Origin of the sequence: Psychrobacter nivimaris, assembly GCF_904846365.1 — a bacterium.
Classification (GTDB): Bacteria; Pseudomonadota; Gammaproteobacteria; order Pseudomonadales; family Moraxellaceae; genus Psychrobacter; species Psychrobacter nivimaris_B.
On sequence record NZ_CAJHAL010000007.1, the window covers coordinates 43,597 to 67,021 of the forward strand.

Genomic DNA, 23,425 nt, shown 5'->3' on the forward strand with positions numbered 1-23,425 from the left:
GCTTAGGTTGTTTGGCTTTTTATTGTTTCTAATTGACTGACGACATCTGTTGTCGTAAAGACTTTTTTATACGTTGTTTTACCGACATAGTTCCGTTAAAGTAAATTTGTATTAAACTTTATAATGCTTTCAATGGACGGAACTACTATGGCAAAATCTAGCAACGCTTATACAGATAATAGTTTTGCCTCATCAGATCTAAAAACTATTCTGCACTCTAAACGTGCCAATATTTACTACCTTTCCCATTGTAGGGTAATGCAAAAAGATGGAAGGATTCTCTATCTAACTGAAGAAGATAAAGCCAATCTGTTCTATAACATTCCTATCGCTAATACCACCTCAATCCTGCTCGGTACAGGAACTTCCATCACTCAAGCGGCAATGCGACTGCTATCACAAGCAGGTGTCTTAGTTGGCTTTTGTGGTGGTGGTGGCTCGCCATTATTTATGGGTGCGGAGCGTGAAGTCTATGTCGAGTGGATGACGCCACAAAGCGAGTATCGTCCAACAGAATACATTCAAGGGTGGATGAGCTGGTGGTGGGATGATGACAAGCGTTTGATGGCAGCGAAACTTTTGCAACACGCACGATTGGCTTATCTACAAACGGTATGGAATAAAGACAGTGAGCTAAAACGTTGGGGCTTTGATAGCAGTAATGACGCAGTGCAAGCCCTGCTCACAGATAACAGTCGGCAAATCAATCAGCAAATGGAGGTCATGCACTTATTGCAATTAGAAGCGCGTTTGACTAAGCAGCTCTATAAACTGGCCGCCAAAAATACGGGCTATGATGGCTTTACAAGGGAACATGAAGGTATCGATAAGGCCAATGGTTTCCTTAATCACGGCAACTATTTGGCTTATGGTTTAGGTGCGACCACAGCATGGACATTAGGTATTCCACATGGCTTTGCGGTAATGCACGGCAAGACTCGGCGCGGTGCATTGGTATTTGATATCGCCGATATTATCAAAGATGCACTGGTACTACCCCTCGCCTTTATCTGTGCCAGCGAAAACATGAGCGAGCAAGAGTTTCGTCAAGAATGTCTGAATATGTTTACTAAGCATAAGGCACTGGATTATCAGTTCGAAGTCGTAAAGCAGATTGCTATGACCAAAAGCTGGGAGGCATAAATGATTGTCACTTTAGTCTCGCAATGTGAAAAGAAGGCTCTAGGTCGAACTAGGCGTATTTTGGACGCTTTCGCTAATCGGATTGGTGATAATGTTTGGCAAACGGCTATTACTGAGGAAGGTCTAAAAACCGTCAAGCAGCTATTACGCAGCTCAGCGACTAAGTCGACGGCGGTAAGCTGTCATCGTAATAAGACACGCCAGCTGACTGAACTGGTATGGGTAGTGGGCAATAAGCGTAAGTTTAATGAGGTTGGAATTGTTCCTGTGAACCGTACCAAAAGAAACATCTTGCACAGTGAATGGGAAAATGAGTGGAGCTATGCCAGTAGTATTCAGATTATTGCCACTATATCTGCCCTGCTTCATGATATCGGTAAATCAACCATTGGCTTTCAAAACAAGCTCCTTGTCGGTAGCAAACAAGGCGACTCTTATCGGCATGAGTGGATATCATTAAAACTGTTTGAGCTGATGATTATTGATTGCGCTACTGATGAGGCATGGCTTGAACGTTTGATGCAGTTAGATGATTGGCTGAAAAATAACGATATAGAAAGATTACTGTCTAAAGCCAATCAAGATACCGTCAACATAGAAGCAATGCCGCCCCTTGCCCAGTGGGTCGCGTGGTTAATTGTCACCCACCATCGATTGCCACCTGCGGATAAAGTATTTCATTCCTTTACCGCCATTCAACGTATGCAGCAGCCCAAAGAAACACTAGCTTATAAGCAAAATTTGCAACAGTTTTATAGCAAGTTAACGCCTTTTGACTTTTGGGTCAAAAATCCAAAATCGTTAGAGGAAATGAGTAAAGCTCAACTAAAAAGCTTTTGGCAATTTGAGCATTTAGTGATTAATAGCCGTGCATGGCAAAAAAATATCAGACGCTGGTCTAAAAAAGCACTCAATGATCCTGCATTAATGCAAATTAGTCAGCAAGCAATTGATAACAAAAAGGCTATTAGTGATCCGTTTTTACTCCATTTATCGCGTTTATGTTTAATGGTAGGTGATCATAATTATTCCAGTCTAAAAGAAAATGACTCACGTTGTATAACTGTTAATAGCCAGTTTAAAAAATTAGCTGCCAACACTGACCGAACCGCTAGCACGCCCACTGTAAAACAGTCATTAGAGGAGCATTTATTGGGCGTGGGTGCTTTTACCGCTCATTTCTGCCGCGCGCTACCTATTATTGCTAGCGAAATGCCTACCCTACGCAATCACGATCCATTGGCTAAGCCGACTGGCATAGAGCGTTTTAAATGGCAAAACCAAGCATTTAAAATGAGCTATGGTTTGCAAGAAGCGACACGTGAGCATGGATTTTTCGGGGTAAATATGGCCTCGACAGGCGCAGGTAAAACCATCGGTAATGCTCGTATTATGTATGCTTTAGCTGACCCTAAAAAAGGTGCGCGTTTTACCATTGCATTAGGACTGCGGATTTTAACTTTACAGACAGGGCTAAGCTTTCGTAAAGACTTGAAGTTACAAGGCGACCAATTAGCCATATTAGTTGGCGGCAGCGCGAATAAAAAACTGTTTGAGCTGGTATACGACAATAAGACTAATGATATTACAGATATTATCAGCGAATATAAAAAAGACGACGAGCCTGATAATGAATCAGAGACCTTTGGTAGTGAGTCTAGCGAGGATTTATTAGATGAGTTTGTTGATAGCGATATCGATTATCAGGACTATGAGACGCTGAATCTCGATACTGTCATTGCCAGTCCTAAAGCGCGCGATTTAATATTTGCGCCGATTGTGACTTGTACCGTTGACCATATTATCCAAGCAAGCGAGTGCAAACGTGGCGGTAAATACATTGCACCGATGCTGCGTCTACTGAGTAGCGATTTGATACTTGATGAGCCTGATGATTTTGACCAAGCGGACTTGCCTGCGCTTTCGCGTTTGGTGCATCTTGCCGGACTCTTTGGCACACGTGTTCTGCTGTCTTCTGCCACTCTGACGCCTGACTTAGTAACAGGATTATTCGAAGCTTACATGGAAGGACGCAAACTGTTTAACCAAAGCCAAAATAAGCCTACTCCTAAAATAGTCTGTGCCTGGTTTGATGAACAACCTAAAGCGATGCTATCCGAGCAATGCGCTGATGTTGATGCCTTTCAAAATACCCATAAACAATTTTGTGATAAGCGTGCCAGCTATTTAGCCAAGCAGCCCGTTAGACGTCAGGCAGAAATATTGCCCTTTTCAGCTTCTTACACCAAAGATAATGCGACACAGTTTTATAGCGCTTTGGCACAAACTTTGGTCGATGCTGCCATAAGCTTGCATGATAAGCATCACGAGGTGCTGCCTAATTCTAATCAGAAAAAATCTAGTGATAATACGCAAGTGAGTATCGGGTTGGTGCGCGTCGCCAATATCAATAACATTACTAATATTGCCATGCAGTTATTTAAAGCAGACGACATAGCTGTACCAGATAATACGATAATACATGTGGTGTGCTATCACGCCAAGCAGCTATTGCTACTCCGTAATGCGTTAGAGAATAAACTCGATAGAATCTTAGATCGTAGCGACTCGAAAACCAATATCTTTAATCATCCTGAGATTGAACAAGCCATTGCTAATCAGCCTGCTAAAAAACATATCTTTATGGTTCTAGCCACCCCTGTTGCCGAAGTTGGTCGCGACCATGATTATGACTGGGCGATCGTCGAACCCTCTTCTATGCGCTCTATCATTCAGTTGGCAGGACGTGTCTGGCGGCATCGTCCTGAAAAGCTCGCCAATGAACCGAACATCTTACTGCTGCAATATAATATCCGCTACTTTAAACATGCAAATAGCAAGCGACCCATTTTCACGCATCCAGGGTTTGAGACCACGCTATTTAAGCCACCAAGCTACGATTTAAATAAATTGATGACTCAAGAGCAGCTAGCACAAGTCGATTCAAGACCTAGAATTTCAAGGTCTCAAAACAAAACCATAGAAACGTTAAGCGACCTTGAACATCGCGTCATGCAGCATTTATTAAACAACCATAAACTTAATTATGTCAACGCCTATTGGGATAGCAAGGCTACTGCCAATCGTACCCATACGCATTTGCAGCAAATCAGTCCTTTCAGAGCAGGAACGCCGCAAGACGATTGGTTATTGATTCCACGAATGGTCAATGATGACGAGGATACTGACATGCCGAGCATGGGCTTTGATACTTATTATAGCGAGGACGTCTTTGAAAAAGGCTTAGCCAAATCTAGCACCCACAATAAAACCATTCAACCGCTAGCCTTTAATTTTGAGCACGAACAAATAAAGCCATGGCTGACTGTCTCCTTGAATGACGTTTTACAAGACTTGCAAAAATCCCAGCCCGATAAGAGTTTGCGCTCGTTAGCCATCACTTATTCATCAGTGTCGCTTGATAGCATTAAGTCTAGCAATAGTAGTGGCTGGATGTTTCATGAATTTTTTGGTTTTGTTCGTGGATAGGTTTTAGCCCATTAATTGTCTGCATAAAAAAGCACGGCGTTAACCGTGCTTTTGCTAGAAGCCACCTGAGCGGTGGTGAAAGATAATACCAGTTATAACATTTTCTAAGCCACCTGAGCGGTGCAATCAAATTATAACAGAGCGTCTTTTATAAACATAACTGATATCTCTAATATTTATTTAAATACCAGTTATAACATGGTTTACTTATTAATTATTACGTGCTTTAATATTGTAAATAAAAAATTTTTGTGCATTATAAAAGGAGAAAATTTTGATGGATATATCTTCAGAGCTAGCAAGCGGTGCTGTCAAAGCATTTCTTATTAGCCAATATGATAAAAAAACGGATACTGAGCAAAAACAGCTCTCTAAAGCAATTGAAAGTAGCGACCACGACAAGGTCACAGAACTAAAAGAAGCGTTAGTAAATGCCAAAGAAAAATATAGCATTGCAAACTGGATTGCTGATGCGGCTACTCGCATGGCAAAGCAACTAAACTTCGGTACGCATATCTCAAAGGGCGTTCATCCTGACGCTAAGGGCGATAATGTTAGCTTTGATACAGTAGACAATTTATCGCAAACTATCGTAGGTACGCACTCAATAGACAGCAGTTACATCGATGCTAACGGTAATGCCGCAGCCCTGCCCCTTGCCGCTTTCTTCGATTTTGAAGTAGATGAGACGACTAAAATTCGTGACCTTATTTTAGCGGATAATGTTGATTTTATTGCCTCACTTGCCAGCGATAAAATACTGGCTAATACCTATCAGCAGACTTTTAAAGAAGCATTGCAAAACTTTATTACAAACCCTGTCACCCATGAACGTAATAAACAAACGCTTTGGGTAACCAACGCCTACGAAGGCGCGGACATAGAAGAGCTTGATTATATTAATATTGTTCCGCTCTACCCCTCTGTACTCACTCACGAAGTCTATCAGCGTATCAATCATCTTAAATTTTCTGAGGACAATAAAGCTGCCCGTGATAATCGTTTTAAAAAAACCGCCGATCAACAGCCTTATATCACCTTGAATGATTTAGCGACCCTTCAGCTTGGCGGTACTAAGCCGCAAAACGTTAGCTTGTTAATGAGTAAACAAGGTGGTCGTAATTATCTTCTCCCTTCACTTCCACCCATTATCAAACAAGAACGCTCGTTTAAATTATCCAAATTTGCCAATAGTATTTTTGGCACAGCTATGGAATATAACGCGCACGAAGCTATTAAAGAGATTTTTGAGTCTATAAAAAGTGCGCGCAATCTTGTCGATGTCAGAGATGCGCGCAAACTTGCTATTGATAAGTTACTACATAAATTATTCAAAGCCGCAGAAGACATTCGTACCGATATGCCCGCGGGATGGTCAAAAGACTATGAGCTTGAGCGACACGAGAAGCTTTGGCTTGATCCGAAACGCGCTGATCTTGAGGGCGAGGAGGAATTCAAAGCTGAGCGTGAACTAACTGACGCTTGGCATCACCAAATTATTCATGATTTTTCCCGTTGGCTCAATACTTTGATGCAAGCTGAATTTAAAGCCATTGCCAGCGACTTTGGCGATGCCGAGCATTTGGACTGGGAGCGTGAGATTGAAAATATGCAAAAACGCTATGAGCGCGCAGGCAAAGGAGTGTTTTTATGAGCCGTATAGATGATGACAACGATATCGGAGTGATTGGCTATTTGCTGTTCAAAAAGGTCGTTATTAATGGGGCAAATACCATATCAAGCCCGCTTACTTATGGCTTTCCAGCTATCACTGGATTCTTGGGTAGCTTTCATGCGATGTCGCGCAAAATGGCGGATGATGAGCAACTATCTAACGTATCGTTAGGTGGCGTATTACTGGCCTGTCATGACTGTCAGCCGCAGATGTATCGCCCAAACTCTTATAATAATTACACCTTTAATCAAACGCGTAACCCTATTAAAAAAGACGGTAAAACAGCTTCTATCATCGAAGAAGGCAAATGCCATTTAGTAATGAGTTTTGTAGTTGAAGTATTGGCAGACACTCAACTGACGACTGAGCAGCAAGCGTCTGTTATCCAAAAGACTAGTCAGTGGATTCAACAACAACGTATGGCTGGCGGTAGTGTACGCGGATTGGCTCGATTTGAGCCCGTACAATATTTTGATAGTAGCGATATTAGTGCCGTCATACCGCAGCTATTACCTGCCTTTGTATTAATGGATGCTCAAGATGAATTTGCTCAAATTATTAATGACGTACAAAAAGACAATCCAGATGCGGCACCTTTAGATGCCTTAATAGACGTTTGCGCGCTACATCATATTCCAGAAGCTCAAAAAAATGGCGATACCAAATGGTTGACGACTTCGCGTAAGAGTGGTCACGGTTGGCTTGTCCCTATGCCTATAGGATATCAAGGAATTTCTGATCGTTATGATGCAGGTGTGATGCAAAACGTACGTAATCCCGAATACCCTAGCCAATATGTCGAAGCGATATATAGTCTTGGCAAATGGATCTATCCACAGCGTTTAAATCGCATCGGCGGTGAGCATGATATTGTCAATGCCTTTTGGCGTTACCACTATGACGCCGATGATTCTCTGTACTTGGTCACCCAGCAGCAAGACTTTTAATCACATTTTTAATTTTCTAAATCCTTTAACTTTTACGATACATTCAATTTAACTTTTATTCTTATGGAGAAACTCATGTCAAAATCAGCCCTAAAAACTGCATCCGTCCTCGCTTTTGAGCGTAACCTTGACGTATCAGATGCTTACCTATGGCAGACTAATAGCCAAGCAGCTGATAAAGCTGCAATGCCGTCGCCTGTCGTTATTAAAGAAAAATCAGTTCGCGGAACGATAAGCAATCGTCTAAAAAATGCTATTACTAATGACCCTGCCAAACTAGATGCCGAGACCGAAAAAGCTAATTTACAAAAGGTAGATTCTGCGTCACTAGATGAGAACAACGATACCTTAGTTGCGCGCTTTAGCCTGAAAGTACTACCTTTCACTGGTAAGCCTAACGTCTGTAATGATCAAGACTATCAACAGGCTTTAGAGCAAGTGGTTACTGATTATATCGACGCTCAAGGCGTAGATGAATTGGCAAGGCGCTATGCGATTAACGTGCTGAACGCGCGTTGGTTATGGCGCAACCGTGTGGGTACTGAAAGCATCAAAGTCACCGTTAAATGTAATGGACAAACCATTACTATTGACGATGCAAAAGCTTATGGTCTCAAAGATTTTAACAGTGATGACGCTAATATCAAACAAGTCGCAGACTGGATCAAAGCAGGTCTAGATGGTAATGAATTTATCATTTTATACGTAGAAGCACACGCCGTCATCGGCTATGGTCAAGAAGTCTATCCGTCACAAGAATTGATACTTGATACAGGTAGCAAAAAGAGTAAAGTGCTTTACCGTGTCAGTGACCGCAAAGGCTCTGAGGATAATGCAGGTATGCACTCACAAAAGGTCAGTAATGCTATTCGTACTATCGATGACTGGTATCCTAATGCCGAGTTTCCTATTGCGGTTGAGCCATATGGCGCGGTGACCACATTAGGTACAGCGTTCCGTCAGCCTAAAGCTAAGATGGACTTTTATAGCCTATTCGATAATTGGGTATTAAAAGGTGATGCGCCAAGTACCGAGCAACAACATTACGTGATGGGTGTGCTTATCCGTGGCGGCGTGTTTGGTGCCAGTGGCAAGGAGTAATTTATGAGTGATGCAACTTCAAGCCTGACCCATTACTGCGAGTTAACCATCATCCCTGACCCTGATATTGCGCCCTACTTTATCTGGAGTAAGCTATTTACCCAGCTACACATTGCGCTAGCTGAAATGAAGAATAAACATGACATCGAATCCATCGGTGTCAGCTTCCCTGATTATCATTATGATGATAAAAAGGAGAAGTCATCTAAGCTGGGAGTAAAGCTTCGCGTCTTTGCCTCTAACCAAAAAGATTTAGAAACGCTAAATCTTGATAACTGGCTATCGCGGCTTACTGACTACGTGCATATCAAAGGCATCAAAGACGTGCCTATAGATAAAATAACGGGCTACGTGAGTGTACACCGCTATCGTTTTAAACCGATAGAGGTACAAGTAGAATCTCTAGCCAAAAAAATGGAGATTAGCAATGACGAGGCAATGGCGATAGTTGTTAAACGCAAAGCTGAATTAAAGCTGCCTTTTATCAGAATGTTTAGTGAAAGCAATAAAGCCCATTATCCATTGCAAATTTTACAACAACCTAGTAAACAGGACGTAACTGGTGGTTTTAATGTATACGGTATGAATGGCATGCGCGATAACGTTACTGTGCCGCAGTGGTAGTAGATAAAGTTAAAGGGTAATGATGAATTATCCTTTAATTGGGTATAAAAACCTTTTTTTTAATCTATTTAAAAACTTGCAATAAAATCAAACAGTTATGACAATATGAAAATTGGAGGGTAAATTAGGGTATTTTGCCCTCCGCGCCTTGTTATAACTGTCTTTTTTGAGGTATAGTTCCTCTTCATCACCGCTCAGGTGACTTAGAAATTTGGCATACCGTTGAACCAGCACTGATACCACTTCATCACCGCTCAGGTGACTTAGAAAAGTTTTTCAAGCGCATTGGTAAATCCGCTAATCTTCATCACCGCTCAGGTGACTTAGAAATGCTACGAAGCCTTTTTCTTCGCCTTCTCCATCTTCATCACCGCTCAGGTGACTTAGAAACGTTAGTGTATTGAGTGCTTAAAACATCATTGCTTCATCACCGCTCAGGTGACTTAGAAATATCACCCCTGCTGCTGTCACTCTTGCTATAACTTCATCACCGCTCAGGTGACTTAGAAAATTACCGCCAAACGCTTGCTTTAACAGCAGTTCTTCATCACCGCTCAGGTGACTTAGAAATCGGTAAATGGTCAAACATTGCAAGCGCCTGACTTCATCACCGCTCAGGTGACTTAGAAATAAAGGCTTCAAGACTGGCGGTTACACTGGCACTTCATCACCGCTCAGGTGACTTAGAAAATAAAAAAGCCCTCATTAGCGAGGGCATAGGTCTTCATCACCGCTCAGGTGACTTAGAAATCAACAAAGTAGCCTGTCTCATCTAAACCAAGCTTCATCACCGCTCAGGTGACTTAGAAAGATACATCGTACCTGCAATCACTTCTTTGGCGCTTCATCACCGCTCAGGTGACTTAGAAATCTACAATCCGCTTGCCTGTCTTGGTGTCCGTCTTCATCACCGCTCAGGTGACTTAGAAATAGCAACGGCGCGACATTTACGGGCGCGTTTGCTTCATCACCGCTCAGGTGACTTAGAAAGTGAGCTTGGCGCTGTGGTTATTCAGATATTCCTTCATCACCGCTCAGGTGACTTAGAAATGTGTATTTATCTAGCGTGTCTTTTGTGACCTCTTCATCACCGCTCAGGTGACTTAGAAAATTAAAATGCCGTTTAAGTTTGCCGACAAAGTCTTCATCACCGCTCAGGTGACTTAGAAATTATAAAAAGACTCGTCACCACTAAAGCACTCCTTCATCACCGCTCAGGTGACTTAGAAATCAAATGACTGCTCATTGCTAAGTGCCAGACCCTTCATCACCGCTCAGGTGACTTAGAAATAGTGCCTCTCTCGCCTTTTGATTGCAAAACGCTTCATCACCGCTCAGGTGACTTAGAAAGTAAGGGGGTGCAGTGCATTGGCACCACTGGTTCTTCATCACCGCTCAGGTGACTTAGAAAAGTGTGTAGCAGTCCATGAGTCCGTGATGATACTTCATCACCGCTCAGGTGACTTAGAAAAATATTAAATCAGCTACCGACAACACAGGTTCCTTCATCACCGCTCAGGTGACTTAGAAATGTCATAAACTCTTCTTGGTCAAGCATCAAATCTTCATCACCGCTCAGGTGACTTAGAAATTGTCAAGAACGTCATTAGCAAAAGCAACGTCCTTCATCACCGCTCAGGTGACTTAGAAATACTGGAAACCTAAAGCTAACAGGTACGGTTCCTTCATCACCGCTCAGGTGACTTAGAAAAACCCCTCGACGTCACTAGCTCTTACCTTGCTCTTCATCACCGCTCAGGTGACTTAGAAAATAGCCTTAGCTTGCATAGCCATAGGATCGCCCTTCATCACCGCTCAGGTGACTTAGAAACTAGTCCGGGTGCTAGTAATGCCGCACTACTTCTTCATCACCGCTCAGGTGACTTAGAAATGATTATCGTTATACAGACAACACAGGCGGCACTTCATCACCGCTCAGGTGACTTAGAAATGCCGCTAGTATCTCGTTAGGCACATCGTCGGCTTCATCACCGCTCAGGTGACTTAGAAATTAAAGCCCTTGATGCTAAGTAACTAATTAAACTTCATCACCGCTCAGGTGACTTAGAAAAACCCCTCGACGTCACTAGCTCTTACCTTGCTCTTCATCACCGCTCAGGTGACTTAGAAATAGACTCGCGCACCGTCGATATGACGATTGAGCTTCATCACCGCTCAGGTGACTTAGAAATGAGTCTATGACTAGCGAATACTTACCGCCAACTTCATCACCGCTCAGGTGACTTAGAAATTGCCTTTTGGCTCTGCATACGTTGGCTTGTACTTCATCACCGCTCAGGTGACTTAGAAAGTAGAAGGTGAGAGTCATAATGTTGGTGAAATCTTCATCACCGCTCAGGTGACTTAGAAAACTAAACGTACGTTTAGTCTTATCGCCTGTCTCTTCATCACCGCTCAGGTGACTTAGAAAACTGTCTAATTGGTCATTAACCAAGCCCATCACTTCATCACCGCTCAGGTGACTTAGAAAGATAACCGATTCAGCATCTAGTTGCGGATAGGCTTCATCACCGCTCAGGTGACTTAGAAAGCAGTATCGTCTTATATGACTTTGCCGGAAGCCTTCATCACCGCTCAGGTGACTTAGAAAAAACGAAGATGGTGAGCTGATGATTCAGCTTACTTCATCACCGCTCAGGTGACTTAGAAATATCCTTTTTAAGTATGCCAACCGCTTAGCGGCTTCATCACCGCTCAGGTGACTTAGAAAAATAAGTTTTTATCTTCAAGTGTAGAAAAGCTCTTCATCACCGCTCAGGTGACTTAGAAATTTAAGTCAGTTTCTTCATTAATCTCATTTACCTTCATCACCGCTCAGGTGACTTAGAAATCAATACTATTATCACCTGTCTTTTCTTCTTCTTCATCACCGCTCAGGTGACTTAGAAATTGTCTAGTGCTGGCGCTGCTACTGTCACAGCCTTCATCACCGCTCAGGTGACTTAGAAAACCGCCGCGATAATCCCAACCGTCATTAGTATCTTCATCACCGCTCAGGTGACTTAGAAATATTGCTTAGGCTATCTAATACTACCTATCATCTTCATCACCGCTCAGGTGACTTAGAAATGTTCCTAAAACTGGCATTGAAAAAAATGAAGCTTCATCACCGCTCAGGTGACTTAGAAAGTGGGACGACGACCATCAAGAATACACGGGGCCTTCATCACCGCTCAGGTGACTTAGAAAAGAATCACGCAATTGCCTAATCATCTTGAATACTTCATCACCGCTCAGGTGACTTAGAAAACTCAACGCCACAAGATGATGGCTCATGGTTACTTCATCACCGCTCAGGTGACTTAGAAAATCAACAAAAAACCCCGTTGTTTTTGAGGGTGCTTCATCACCGCTCAGGTGACTTAGAAAAGCCAGTGCCCACATAAAAGCTAATTCCTGATCTTCATCACCGCTCAGGTGACTTAGAAATTGCACAAGCACAGAATATCGGCCTTTTGTTACTTCATCACCGCTCAGGTGACTTAGAAACATGAAAATGACCACTTCTAATATGTGGGCGACTTCATCACCGCTCAGGTGACTTAGAAAAACTGGAATAGGTGCGAAAGTATCTAGGTCATCTTCATCACCGCTCAGGTGACTTAGAAAGCAGGCGGTGATTGGCGATAAATCAAAAAACATCTTCATCACCGCTCAGGTGACTTAGAAATATCTAAAATACTTGTAGGCAGCACTAGGACGCTTCATCACCGCTCAGGTGACTTAGAAACTAGTTTGTCGCGCTCGGCTTTAAGGCTATTTCTTCATCACCGCTCAGGTGACTTAGAAAAAAAGAGTGCTGGCTAGGACAACCAGCAATGACTTCATCACCGCTCAGGTGACTTAGAAACAAGCCCGAGAAAATGACGCTTGCTAAATATACTTCATCACCGCTCAGGTGACTTAGAAACTGTAAGCCATTAATATTATTTGCTAGTGCAACTTCATCACCGCTCAGGTGACTTAGAAAACTTGTAGTGTTTCAGCGCCAACACTCTCTTGCTTCATCACCGCTCAGGTGACTTAGAAAACAGACGATGCGGCTAAGGACGTTTGCGGTGGCTTCATCACCGCTCAGGTGACTTAGAAACTGCACTCAACGACATACTACTAGCCATGACACTTCATCACCGCTCAGGTGACTTAGAAAATTTCGTGAAAGTTGTCAGAGATAAAGCCGACCTTCATCACCGCTCAGGTGACTTAGAAAAGTAGCGCCCTTGGATTGCATAATTATATGTGCTTCATCACCGCTCAGGTGACTTAGAAATTTTCAGCTGAATACTTGTGATGCTTGACTTACTTCATCACCGCTCAGGTGACTTAGAAAGAGATCAGCGGTGCGGCTTTATCAATAGTCATCTTCATCACCGCTCAGGTGACTTAGAAAAATCACGCAGGGGCGGTGTTCCGTCGTGCTACCTTCATCACCGCTCAGGTGACTTAGAAATGATGATGTTCACCTTGAGCTTTTTGAATTGCCTTCATCACCGCTCAGGTGACTTAGAAAATAACCACATGCTTCTCACGGTCTGTTGCGTGCTTCATCACCGCTCAGGTGACTTAGAAATCACCAACTAGCTGATACCAGTTACCTAAACGCTTCATCACCGCTCAGGTGACTTAGAAAACCCTGACGGCTCTACAAACCCAAGTATGCCACTTCATCACCGCTCAGGTGACTTATGAGCAGCGTTAAAAAATTGTACTGCAATTTTAGTTGTGCAAGGAAAATCCTTTAAATAGAATTTTCAGAAGTTATAATTCCAAACGCAATTCGGAAAAATGGATCTCACCGCTCAGGTGACTTAGAAAGCTATAGGTGCTGAGTGAGAGACTGCCATTTACGGGTTTCATCACCTATAGGATGCTTAAAAATAGCGGGGTTTAAAGTAGTTGACAGATGTCATTGCCTAGAAATTCGATTATAGTAGATATCTATAACTATTATTTAAACAAGCTAAGGGGTTGAACCATGAAAGTACTAGGATTGTGTATTGCAGCAGGACTGGGCTTAAGCGCTTGTGCTATGACAGGTAATACAGACCAAAATAATAATGCCAATAGAGTCGTCACTCAATATCCTGTTGAAGCTGCCATACTAAACATCTACACCAAGCAACGCAGTGATAAGTTAATTGCCACGGTTGGGAATCAAAGTGTATCAGCAGAAATTCAAGTCACACCTAAAGGCAGTATGCGATTCAATAATAAAGCTGTACAAGGTGCCGAAGTAAACACTATCAATAAAGTGAATGATCGAATCACTGATCAGTCAGTCGCTATCAATTACTTTACCCTGAACCCACTCGTGTTTCATGGCTTTACAGATAGCACGGGTAAATACTCACTATCAAACCAGACAACTGTCATTCCTAAGATAGCTACAGTCGGTGACTCAAGTAAGTTGATTACTGAGAATATCTATACTAATAGTAGTATGCGTAACAAGATAGGTACTTATAACCAAGATTGGTCTCTTGCGCGAGATACTAATAACACCGCATGGTTCTGCATAGAAACATCAGGCAATCTATTGCTCAGCTCTGACCCTGCAGGTACGTCATCAGAATGCTACAAGATTAATGCCAAAGGCGATCTCTTAGCGAGCAAAGTGACACTTAATCAGCCTAGTAGTAATGGCAGCGCTAGAACAGTGACCTTAACCAGTCAGTAGTGATTCGCTTTATCATATGACTTATTGCATAACCTTAATCACATAACAACGATAGATAAAGTAGCGCCTAACATGGGCGCTATTTTTTATGGTTTAAACTGCTCATCTAAAACCTCACGACAACCACCGTCGCATAACTCACATTTGCCCTTGAATTGTTCAAGCGGCTGTCTCTACAATCAAAGTCATCTCATCTGAGCATCTAGTTACTCGTGCTTGGATATACCTTTTCCTTTATGACGAGTCTGCCATGTATGCGCTCATCGACTGCAACAGCTTTTATGCCAACTGTGAAAAGCTCTTTCGCCCTGATCTAAAGGACAAGCCTGTCGTCGTGCTGTCTAATAATGATGGCTGCGTCATAGCACGCTCACCTGAAGCAAAGCTGCTTGGTATTAAGATGGGCGTGCCGTACTTTCAAGTCAAAGACTTCTGCATCAAAAATAACATCACTGTCTTTAGCTCCAACTACGCTCTTTATGCGGACATGTCTCAGCGTGTCATGACCACGCTTGAAACGCTATGTCCAACCGTTGAAGTGTATTCTATTGATGAAGCCTTTTTATACTTAGCCGATTATCCCGTTGCCATGCAAGACCTCAATGCTTACGGGCATAAGCTTAAAGCCATTGTTGAGATGCATACTGGTATTCCAGTCGGTGTCGGTATTGGTAGCACCAAGACTATGGCAAAGCTTGCCAATCATGCGGCTAAGACGTATCCCGCCACCAAAGGCGTCTGTGTGTTAGAGAATATCAGATGGATACGCCGCATCATGCAGATAACCGATGTCGGCGAGCTGTGGGGTGTGGGTCGTCGGTACAAGGTTAGACTCAATGAGATGGGCATTCATACCGTCTACCAATTGGCCATCTGTGAGCCTGCTAAAATCAGACAGCACTTTGGCGTGGTACTCGAGCGCACCTGCTTAGAGCTCAACGGTCAGTCCTGTCTAGGCATTGAAAGCATAGCCCCGAAGAAACAAATCATCTCCTCACGGTCATTCTCTGAGCGCATCACTGACCAACAAGCTCTAAGCGAGTCGATCTGTAGCCATGTAGCAAAAGCCGCCAGTAAACTACGACAACAAGACAGCGTCTGTGCTTATATCACGGTCTTTGCTAAGAACAGCCCCTTTAGTAAAAATGAACCTTATGTTTCTATCTCTGGTAACTATCAGTTTATCACGCCAACGGCAGACACCAGAGTGATGGTCACCGCTGCCAGACAAGTTCTAAAGGTGATCTATAAAGAAGAGGTACGCTATGCTAAGGCAGGTGTGATGCTGCTCGGTATCTGTCAGCATGATGAGGTGCAGCTTGATTTGTTTGCAGAAAGCAAAGCAGCTGTCGAGGATAAAAAGAAAAATACAGAGGTCACTGCCATCATGGATGCACTGAATAAAAAGTACGGACAGAACAGTCATCAGCAAGCGGCAGTGTTTATCGCCAGTGAAGGTATCAAGGACAAGCAGTCATGGCAGATGAGCCGTGACATGCTTTCTCCTTGCTACACCACCAATATCAATCAGTTGCCTAAGGTGCATTAGATGACCGTCAAAATAATCGGTAAGCTCACCAATGAAGGTGAAACGGTATTGCTGTCATTATACAGCGATAAGGTCAAAGCGGGCTTTCCAAGCCCAGCCACTGACTATGTGCAAAACCGTATTGATTTAAACACGTTACTCATACGCCATCCGGCATCGATGTATCTGGTCGAGGTGGAAGGAGACAGTATGGTGGATATCGGTATCTACCCCAATGATATTCTTATCGTGGATCGCTCATTGACAGCCTGTCATAAGGACATTGTGATTGCACTGGTCGATGATGGCTTTACTGCCAAGCAATTGATACTGGGTGAGAGTATTATCTTACGTGCGCATAATGAGAATTATGCCGATATCGTGGTTAAGGGATCGCTTGAATTATTTGGGGTGGTGGCGAGTAGTATTAGGCGGTTTAAGCGCTGAGATATATAAGACCACTCTTTTAATGTCCTAAAATCACATATTAATCTGCATCCACGCCATCTAAGCTCTTGATCCTAACATCCAAGTAGTACGCTGCTTTCTCTAAATTCCCACCCCAAGCTATCATCCTAAGCTACTTTTCTAGTTATCTCATCTGCCCACACACCTACCCACTCAAGCTAAACTCTTAAAATACTTCAGATAGGATCACCATAGATTGTCTCTAAAAGTATAAATCATAGCAAGGCGTCATTAGCCGTCGCCTAATTTGATATTCTGTCTCAAAACCCCAAAACTTGACTTTCAATTGTTTGCTAGTCCTCGTAAAGTATTAGTGGAGGTCAGCACAAGGGTATATATAAAGAACAAGTCATCAACTCGATATCTTAGTAGGAAAAATATGAAATCACTATCGATCGCTAAGCTACAAACACTCAATGTGCTTGTATATCCAGAAATCATTAGTCTGTTTGATATTTATACCTGCCATATTAGACCACTTCTTAATAGTCAGGCTATCGAACTTGAGCAAAGTAATACTTGCTTAAAACTTACCTGCTTTATAAAAGAGGAGGAAAAATGGTTCTTGCTCAATAATTTTGAGCTTTTTCACCTGATCAAAAGCCCTGATGCTGATTTTAGTGTACTCAGACAAAAAGTAGCTGTGCAATACATCTCAAAGGATCAGTTTGATTTTGACATTAGTTTTTACGAGCTCATTGATCTCATCGCAAAATACAACAAAAAAATAGATATCACGCTCATTTACACGCAGCTAAACGAAGCCTTGGATCAAGAGATAAACCAAAAATTATTTGGCAAAAATATTTTTGCTATTACTACATTTTGTCGGCTTATAAATATAAGTGAGCAAACTTATTACAAGCGACCTTCTGAGGGTGTTTTATGACTGAGAATGCTGAGAATGCTGAGAATGCTGAGAATAATCATGAAGAGCGTGAATGGCTTAATGCGCAAGCATTAACAGACATCGTTAAGAAAATTGATAATGAGCAAAATTTTATATATCCAGAAGCAGTATCGACTGCCATATCTGAGATCACTTTAGCAGTACACAATAGCTATAGCCAGCCAGATGATAATCCCCAAAATCTACTAAGATTAATATTACAGGTATTACAAAGAAGGCCAGTTCCTCGGCTTTCTATGACTATTAGTAGATCAGAATTAGCAAAAAAACCACTCATCATGCAATTGCTTATTCTCATGCAACATTCTATCAATGAACATCAGCATGACTACCTACAGAAACGGTTAATTTGGCTAGCCATAGCAATGCACACCAGTGTGATGCTGACGCAGCACTGGCCAAAACAGCAAACCAAAAATATACTGATGCAATTTAAACAGGCGCAGTTTTCAAGATCTTCTAGACGAACATGGATTTGGCGTGAACTACCTGATTTACCTCAAATGATCATGAGTGTGGAAAGTATATGCGCCATTTTCACTGATCTATTAGAGCAGCAAAAAAGTGCATATGAATTGTTAAATGATAAGCAAGCTACTCATGCCGAAGAAAAGAAAGTGGCAAAAGATAAACTGAGCCAAATAGAGAAAATAACGACCGCCTATCAAAATGCGCATACGTTACGCAAGCCTAGACTTAAGTATAAGAAGCCGCCTAAACATATTAAAATTATAGCCATCAACTTAGCAGATAACACATCGAAATTGCCCTTAGACTCTACTGCAACGAGTCACAACTGGAATACCACGCCTAGCAATGATACATGGAGTAACACACGTGATGATATAGAACACAGCGCTATCGCCATAGATCTTGCATTTTTAGACGCTAATACTGAAAGCCATGAAGGGTTAACCACCAGCTTTGAAGAGCGTATTGATCACCATGAGGCACCCTATGTCAGCTATGGCGAATATCCAAACCCGTTAATCAAACACTCTATACCGCTCCAAACTATAGATTTATCGCTACAGCAAAACTATATGTCTCAGCGCAATCTCGCGCTTAACTCTAACACGCGCTTACTCTCTCTTGCCGGCTACCAAGCGTTATTTGCTGCGCTCAACCAAGATGCAAGCACCTTACCAGAAACAGAGACTGATAAAACCTGTGCTGGTATTTTATTGTTATCTATGATTACTGGGTTGCCAGTTAAATCCTTACTAACACCCGGCTATATCGGTCATCCTAATATTTTCAAAATTAAAGGTAAAAAGTATTACATCGAACACAGCTTAGGTATTACCGAAAAGTCCACAAGCCAAACATTGCTCGAAAATGATTATGAAAATACTTCTGATACCATCAAAGTTCCACTACCGTTGTGGCTGATAGATGATTTACTTGCTTGCGAGTTGCCATTAAAAGAAGATTTTACGGCTTATCTTGCCACCTTACGTAGCAGCCTTGGATTGCCGTACCTGTCCGTCAATCGTATAGAGACCGCACTACATGTCGTGCTCTCTCGTTATACACCTAATTGTCATGCACATATCGCCGATATCATCTGTCGCACGCCTGCGTCCCATGCTCCTGCAATGTACTATAGTAGCCACACCAGCGAAGCACTTATGACACACTATAAATCAGCACTGGGCATATTTAATAGCAACAGTGATTTTGACTTAACTTATATCACCCCTTGGCATAAATATACCGTAGGCTCAGCGTTTGCGCTAACGATTGAAACCGTTTGCGACATCGTAAATGAGATGAAGTACTGGACTGATCAAAGTTCAAACGATGAGGAGCACTTTAATAGAACCAGTATTTTTGTATGGTTTGTCTTTTGCCTTTTAACCGGCGTGCGACCAAACAACGGTCTTGGCAGGATGTACGATATTGATCTTGATATGGGTTGGCTGCTCATCAATGACAAGCCAGTTAAGAAGGTCAAAAGTGACCGTCTCATTCCGCTATGCCCCACACTTATACGCCATCTAACAGACTATAGAGCATATTTAGTCAACTATCAGGCAAAGCACCAAGGTCATCATGATATCAGCGCTATCATTGATAATATACGTTTAGGTAATGATGAAGCACTATTAAAGCTGTTGTCTGAGCGAGCTCCTACTGCTAACTCTCCTACTCTTAAAGATATTAAGCGTGGCGATGCTTATCATATGACCAAGCATATCATTGACGCCAATCCCTATTGGACACGCCACTTTGTTCGTACGCAGCTTGAAAAACTTGGCGTTTCCTTATCACTGATTAACACGGTTATTGGTCATGAAAAAGCTCGTCAAGAAGTATTGGGGCGCTTCTCATCAAGTAGTAAAGCAGATATTAAGCGTGTAGCGTCCGTGTTTGAACAGATCGCAGCACAGCTTGGGTTATCAGATATCACAATCAATCATTACCCTAATTCAAATCATGTCGGCACAAGCACTGCAGAGGTTGATCATGCTAATAAATGAAATAAAGCTGCCAAAAATTATTGATGACTTAGCAAAGTTTGATGGTAGAAAAAAGCGCTACGTGCCTTACCCATCTATACTCAAAAACAGTGACACGGCAAGGACACGTGAGATAAAGCTACTCGCCGACTTACAAACCGAATGGGAGTCATTGAAAAGGATTCATCCTGGAAGTATCGGATTCATACAGTCTTTCAATAAATACTACCAACAAGCGCTTTGGCCCAATGAGCGCATCTTTTCATTTTCGCCAAGCTCTAGCGACTATTTTGATTTATCATGGCTATCTTGGAGTCAATCTTTAAGCCAGTTTCAGATAGAGCTTTATAGACAATTGGAACCATTGTCTCAAGAAGGATTTGATGAGTTTCAGTCAATCATTGAAAACAAAATTGCAAAAGCTTACGAGTCATCTAGAACACTCAAACATGTCTGGCAAGTCGTCGTTAAGTTCGTTGACTATCAAAATAAGTACCATATGCTTGCTGAGCATCACTATCCTAAGATAATCGCGCCACAGCCTACTAAAATTAATCCACTAATTACAAATACAGCTTGGTTAAAAGACGGTAAGGCGCTGGTCAAAATTATTCGCGCAGTAGAGCATAATTGGGAGCAAACAGTCGATTATAGCCAAGATCAGATTATAGGTTGGCTGATATTCTCAGGAATTGTATATGGTGGCATCAACGAGGTACAAATGCTTCAAGGATGGCTTACCTCATTGCTCGCCAAAGAGTATCAGCCATTTATCAAAGACAGGATAATGGTCTCGCCGCGCTTTGTGCAGAAGCGCTTTGGTAACGAGCGAGAAGAAGAAAGTGACCAGCTTTATAACACCAAGCAAATCGTTGTAGATGTGGTCAGTCAGTGTTGGCTGATGCGTTATCATAAAAAAAGCAGTCAAGCAGAGATCAAACCTATCATTGCCAAGCTGTCAGAAGATAAGATAAAACAATACTTGACTGTGGCTTTGTCTGACGTGATCAATCCTTTAGGTATTAAGCCACTTCCCTTTTCAAGGTTTTTATATTACGCCAGTTATTACTGGGAGGAGCTGAAGGGCACTAATATTGATCATGCTTCAGTTGGGGTGCTGCGAGGTATGCATAATACTGCTGGACTGAGTACACAGGACTTTGGTCGGTTTTTGAACCAAAAATATCAGTATAAAGAGGAGCCGTATGATCTAGAACATATTTTGACGCTGTCTATCAGCAAAAACTCTGTTAATCAAAACGAGACATCTAGTAGTAGTTCTACCAAAAAGATAGAGGTTAGAAAGTCTGATTTAATTATGAATCTGACTAAAGACTTCAAAATGGATAAAAAACAGAAGAAGAAAAAACTCGGCCAAACGACGTACACTCTTATCGAAAGAGTACAAAAACGCTATGGGCAATACGATGACTTAAGTGAAAAAATTTTATTAGATTGGGTACTAAGTTTACTCAATCGAAAGGAGTCAAAATCACTTAGTAATGAGTCTATTTTGAAATATATTAGAACCATAGGCTATGAATGGTTATATTTCACAACGGCTCAGCCGCTTGATATTTGGTCAGAGGAAGAGTTTGAGGAACTTTATGAAGATATTTTAGAGTACAAAGCTGTCGTACGGAACAATACTGACATTGGATACTCTGCCAATTTATTAAAGAGTATGCACAACTTTGCTAAGAGCAAATACAATCTACCCTCCGTGAACTTTCAACACTCCAAAAACGGTCGGCGTGTACGTGCAGAGCTGATATCACCGCAAGCGTACAAAGCCATAATTACGCAGATACTGGGTTCTGTAGATATATTGGAGCGGGAGATGTTCGCGCTTTTATTTATCTTAGTCTATCGTACTGGCATGCGCAAAAAAGAGCTGTTGGGACTTAAGTATAGTGATATCGAAGGTTTAAAGGCAGCTACACCCTCAGTGGTAATCAGGCCCAATAGCTACCGTCCCACCAAGACTCAAAGTAGTATCCGCCGCATTGCCTTATTTGCCCTTCTCAAGCCTGATGAGCTGAACTTTTTTATTAACTTTGTGCAAAGTAATATTGGCAGCCATTCAAACAAATTTATCTTTACCTTATCATCGGATCAGCGTCCTATTGATGACCATGTTCCTTTACAGTTACTCAAACGAGTCTTAAAAGACATGTCGGTAGATCATAATGTGGCAGAGCATACCTTTCATGGGTTTAGACACACGGCTGTGAGCAATCTATCTTTAGCGCTATTAGGTCATCCAGATCTCGTAGAAGCCCTCACCGATTATGACGAAAACGACATACTGCGTATAAAAAAAGGCCTACTCGGGGAGCATATCGATGCACAAGATCGCTGGTACGCTCTATCAGGTGTTATGGGGCACTTGTCGCCTGAGCGTAGCTTTGAGTATTACAACCATTTTGCTACTTTGATGGCGACCTATGCGTTAAGTATTGCTGACATCAAACTACCCGAGCAAACGCTGTGTAACATTACCGAATTTCCTCTTAGAAGGATTAAGGATAATGCTGACATTACTGCTAATGGCATGGTCAGCATACCTAGCATGCGTAAACTTTTGTTTAAAAGTATTATAGAAGGCAAACGCAAGTCACCTCAATTTACGATCGAAAACTGTGATAAACAGTTTCTCTTGAGTACCAATACCCCAACCACTGATGAATTGTTTGGTCGTTATGGTCTAAACCGAGTACAGCTGCTACTACAGACCTATGATAAAGAGGTACTGTTGAGTAAAGCAGCCCAGTTGGCAAATATTTCTATGCACGATGCAAACATTTTAATAAAACGTGCCAGCGAGGTTGCCGACATCGCTACCAAACGCGGCAAATCTCGCTTTGTTAAGCTATCAGATTCAAAGAATTCCGTACTGAGTCCACTGAACATTCAATATCAAAGTGACTTAAGATTGCTATCGCTTTTGTTAAGTAATGCCTACCGTCTACGAGAAAAGTCAGGGACTGATTGGACTTGGTTTATTGAGATATGTCGTGAAAAACTGTCTGTTAGCAGAGCATACCTACCATTTAGAAAAGAAGATAAAAAAGAATTGCAGCGGTTCATTGGGATTGCTGAGAAATTGCTGCCTTTGAAACGTTGGCTGGTGAGTAGCAACAAAAATCTATTGATGGAAACTATGTCATCTACTGACTATCAAGACATTAAGCAGCAATCTAATGACTCGAAAAATGCTCTCCATATCGGTATTGCTAGTCAAGACCATAGGGAACGGACTAACAAGTGGCAATACTCACCACTACTACGGTTTTTTGTGCATATGATGCTGATTACAGATGAAACATTATCTATTGCGAATTAAGCTTCTTGTACTAGCGTCCTTTGTCATAATGACT

The 23,425-nt window shown here is 42.1% G+C and carries 12 protein-coding genes and 1 CRISPR repeat array; all 12 genes read left to right on the plus strand.

Going from position 1 to position 23,425, the window contains the following annotated elements; all coding sequences use genetic code 11:
• Positions 1-147 precede the first annotated feature (147 nt).
• Positions 148-1,143 (plus strand): type I-F CRISPR-associated endonuclease Cas1f, encoded by a 996-nt coding sequence (gene cas1f / locus JMX63_RS04820; protein ID WP_102093763.1) that lies wholly within the window; start codon positions 148-150, stop codon positions 1,141-1,143.
• Positions 1,144-4,632 carry a type I-F CRISPR-associated helicase Cas3f gene (cas3f, locus tag JMX63_RS04825; protein ID WP_201571275.1) on the plus strand — a complete coding sequence of 1,163 codons (3,489 nt, stop codon included), beginning with the start codon at positions 1,144-1,146 and terminating at the stop codon, positions 4,630-4,632.
• A gap of 277 nt (positions 4,633-4,909) precedes the next feature.
• Positions 4,910-6,286 carry a type I-F CRISPR-associated protein Csy1 gene (gene csy1 / locus JMX63_RS04830; protein WP_102093766.1) on the plus strand — a complete coding sequence of 459 codons (1,377 nt, stop codon included), beginning with the start codon at positions 4,910-4,912 and terminating at the stop codon, positions 6,284-6,286.
• Positions 6,283-7,254: a type I-F CRISPR-associated protein Csy2 gene (csy2, locus tag JMX63_RS04835; protein WP_102093767.1), complete on the plus strand. Its 972-nt coding sequence runs from the start codon at positions 6,283-6,285 to the stop codon at positions 7,252-7,254. The genes csy1 and csy2 overlap by 4 nt, the downstream gene beginning before the upstream one ends.
• A 75-nt stretch (positions 7,255-7,329) precedes the next feature.
• Complete coding sequence (gene csy3 / locus JMX63_RS04840; RefSeq protein ID WP_102093769.1) at positions 7,330-8,355, plus strand: type I-F CRISPR-associated protein Csy3; 1,026 nt, start codon at positions 7,330-7,332, stop codon at positions 8,353-8,355.
• 3 nt (positions 8,356-8,358) lie between these two features.
• Entirely contained in the window at positions 8,359-8,979 is a 621-nt protein-coding gene (gene cas6f / locus JMX63_RS04845) for a type I-F CRISPR-associated endoribonuclease Cas6/Csy4 (protein ID WP_227673239.1), read from the plus strand.
• 182 nt (positions 8,980-9,161) lie between these two features.
• A CRISPR array of direct repeats spans positions 9,162-13,690; the repeat unit is 28 nt; unit sequence CTTCATCACCGCTCAGGTGACTTAGAAA.
• A 285-nt stretch (positions 13,691-13,975) separates the two neighbouring features.
• A complete protein-coding gene (locus tag JMX63_RS04850) occupies positions 13,976-14,677 on the plus strand; it encodes a hypothetical protein (protein ID WP_102093432.1) in 702 nt (233 codons plus the stop codon).
• Positions 14,678-14,927: 250 nt separating this feature from the next.
• Positions 14,928-16,226: a translesion error-prone DNA polymerase V subunit UmuC gene (umuC, locus tag JMX63_RS04855; RefSeq protein ID WP_102093433.1), complete on the plus strand. Its 1,299-nt coding sequence runs from the start codon at positions 14,928-14,930 to the stop codon at positions 16,224-16,226.
• On the plus strand, positions 16,227-16,652 hold the full coding sequence (gene umuD, locus JMX63_RS04860; protein WP_102093435.1) for a translesion error-prone DNA polymerase V autoproteolytic subunit: 426 nt from the start codon (positions 16,227-16,229) through the stop codon (positions 16,650-16,652).
• A 400-nt stretch (positions 16,653-17,052) separates the two neighbouring features.
• The gene (locus tag JMX63_RS04865; protein ID WP_102093436.1) at positions 17,053-17,562 is read left to right on the plus strand and encodes a hypothetical protein; all 510 of its coding nucleotides are present in this window, start codon (positions 17,053-17,055) and stop codon (positions 17,560-17,562) included.
• On the plus strand, positions 17,559-20,066 hold the full coding sequence (locus JMX63_RS04870; protein ID WP_201571276.1) for a site-specific integrase: 2,508 nt from the start codon (positions 17,559-17,561) through the stop codon (positions 20,064-20,066). The genes JMX63_RS04865 and JMX63_RS04870 overlap by 4 nt, the downstream gene beginning before the upstream one ends.
• The gene (locus JMX63_RS04875; protein WP_185156606.1) at positions 20,053-23,391 is read left to right on the plus strand and encodes a tyrosine-type recombinase/integrase; all 3,339 of its coding nucleotides are present in this window, start codon (positions 20,053-20,055) and stop codon (positions 23,389-23,391) included. The genes JMX63_RS04870 and JMX63_RS04875 overlap by 14 nt, the downstream gene beginning before the upstream one ends.
• Positions 23,392-23,425: the final 34 nt, after the last annotated feature.

Coding starts and splice junctions, on each gene's coding strand:
- JMX63_RS04875 (WP_185156606.1), top strand. CDS start 20,053: ATGCTAATAAATGAAATAAAGCTGCCAAAAATTATTGATGACTTAGCA.
- JMX63_RS04850 (WP_102093432.1), top strand. CDS start 13,976: ATGAAAGTACTAGGATTGTGTATTGCAGCAGGACTGGGCTTAAGCGCT.
- JMX63_RS04865 (WP_102093436.1), top strand. CDS start 17,053: ATGAAATCACTATCGATCGCTAAGCTACAAACACTCAATGTGCTTGTA.
- csy3 (WP_102093769.1), top strand. CDS start 7,330: ATGTCAAAATCAGCCCTAAAAACTGCATCCGTCCTCGCTTTTGAGCGT.
- csy1 (WP_102093766.1), top strand. CDS start 4,910: ATGGATATATCTTCAGAGCTAGCAAGCGGTGCTGTCAAAGCATTTCTT.
- umuC (WP_102093433.1), top strand. CDS start 14,928: ATGTATGCGCTCATCGACTGCAACAGCTTTTATGCCAACTGTGAAAAG.
- umuD (WP_102093435.1), top strand. CDS start 16,227: ATGACCGTCAAAATAATCGGTAAGCTCACCAATGAAGGTGAAACGGTA.
- JMX63_RS04870 (WP_201571276.1), top strand. CDS start 17,559: ATGACTGAGAATGCTGAGAATGCTGAGAATGCTGAGAATAATCATGAA.
- csy2 (WP_102093767.1), top strand. CDS start 6,283: ATGAGCCGTATAGATGATGACAACGATATCGGAGTGATTGGCTATTTG.
- cas6f (WP_227673239.1), top strand. CDS start 8,359: ATGAGTGATGCAACTTCAAGCCTGACCCATTACTGCGAGTTAACCATC.
- cas1f (WP_102093763.1), top strand. CDS start 148: ATGGCAAAATCTAGCAACGCTTATACAGATAATAGTTTTGCCTCATCA.
- cas3f (WP_201571275.1), top strand. CDS start 1,144: ATGATTGTCACTTTAGTCTCGCAATGTGAAAAGAAGGCTCTAGGTCGA.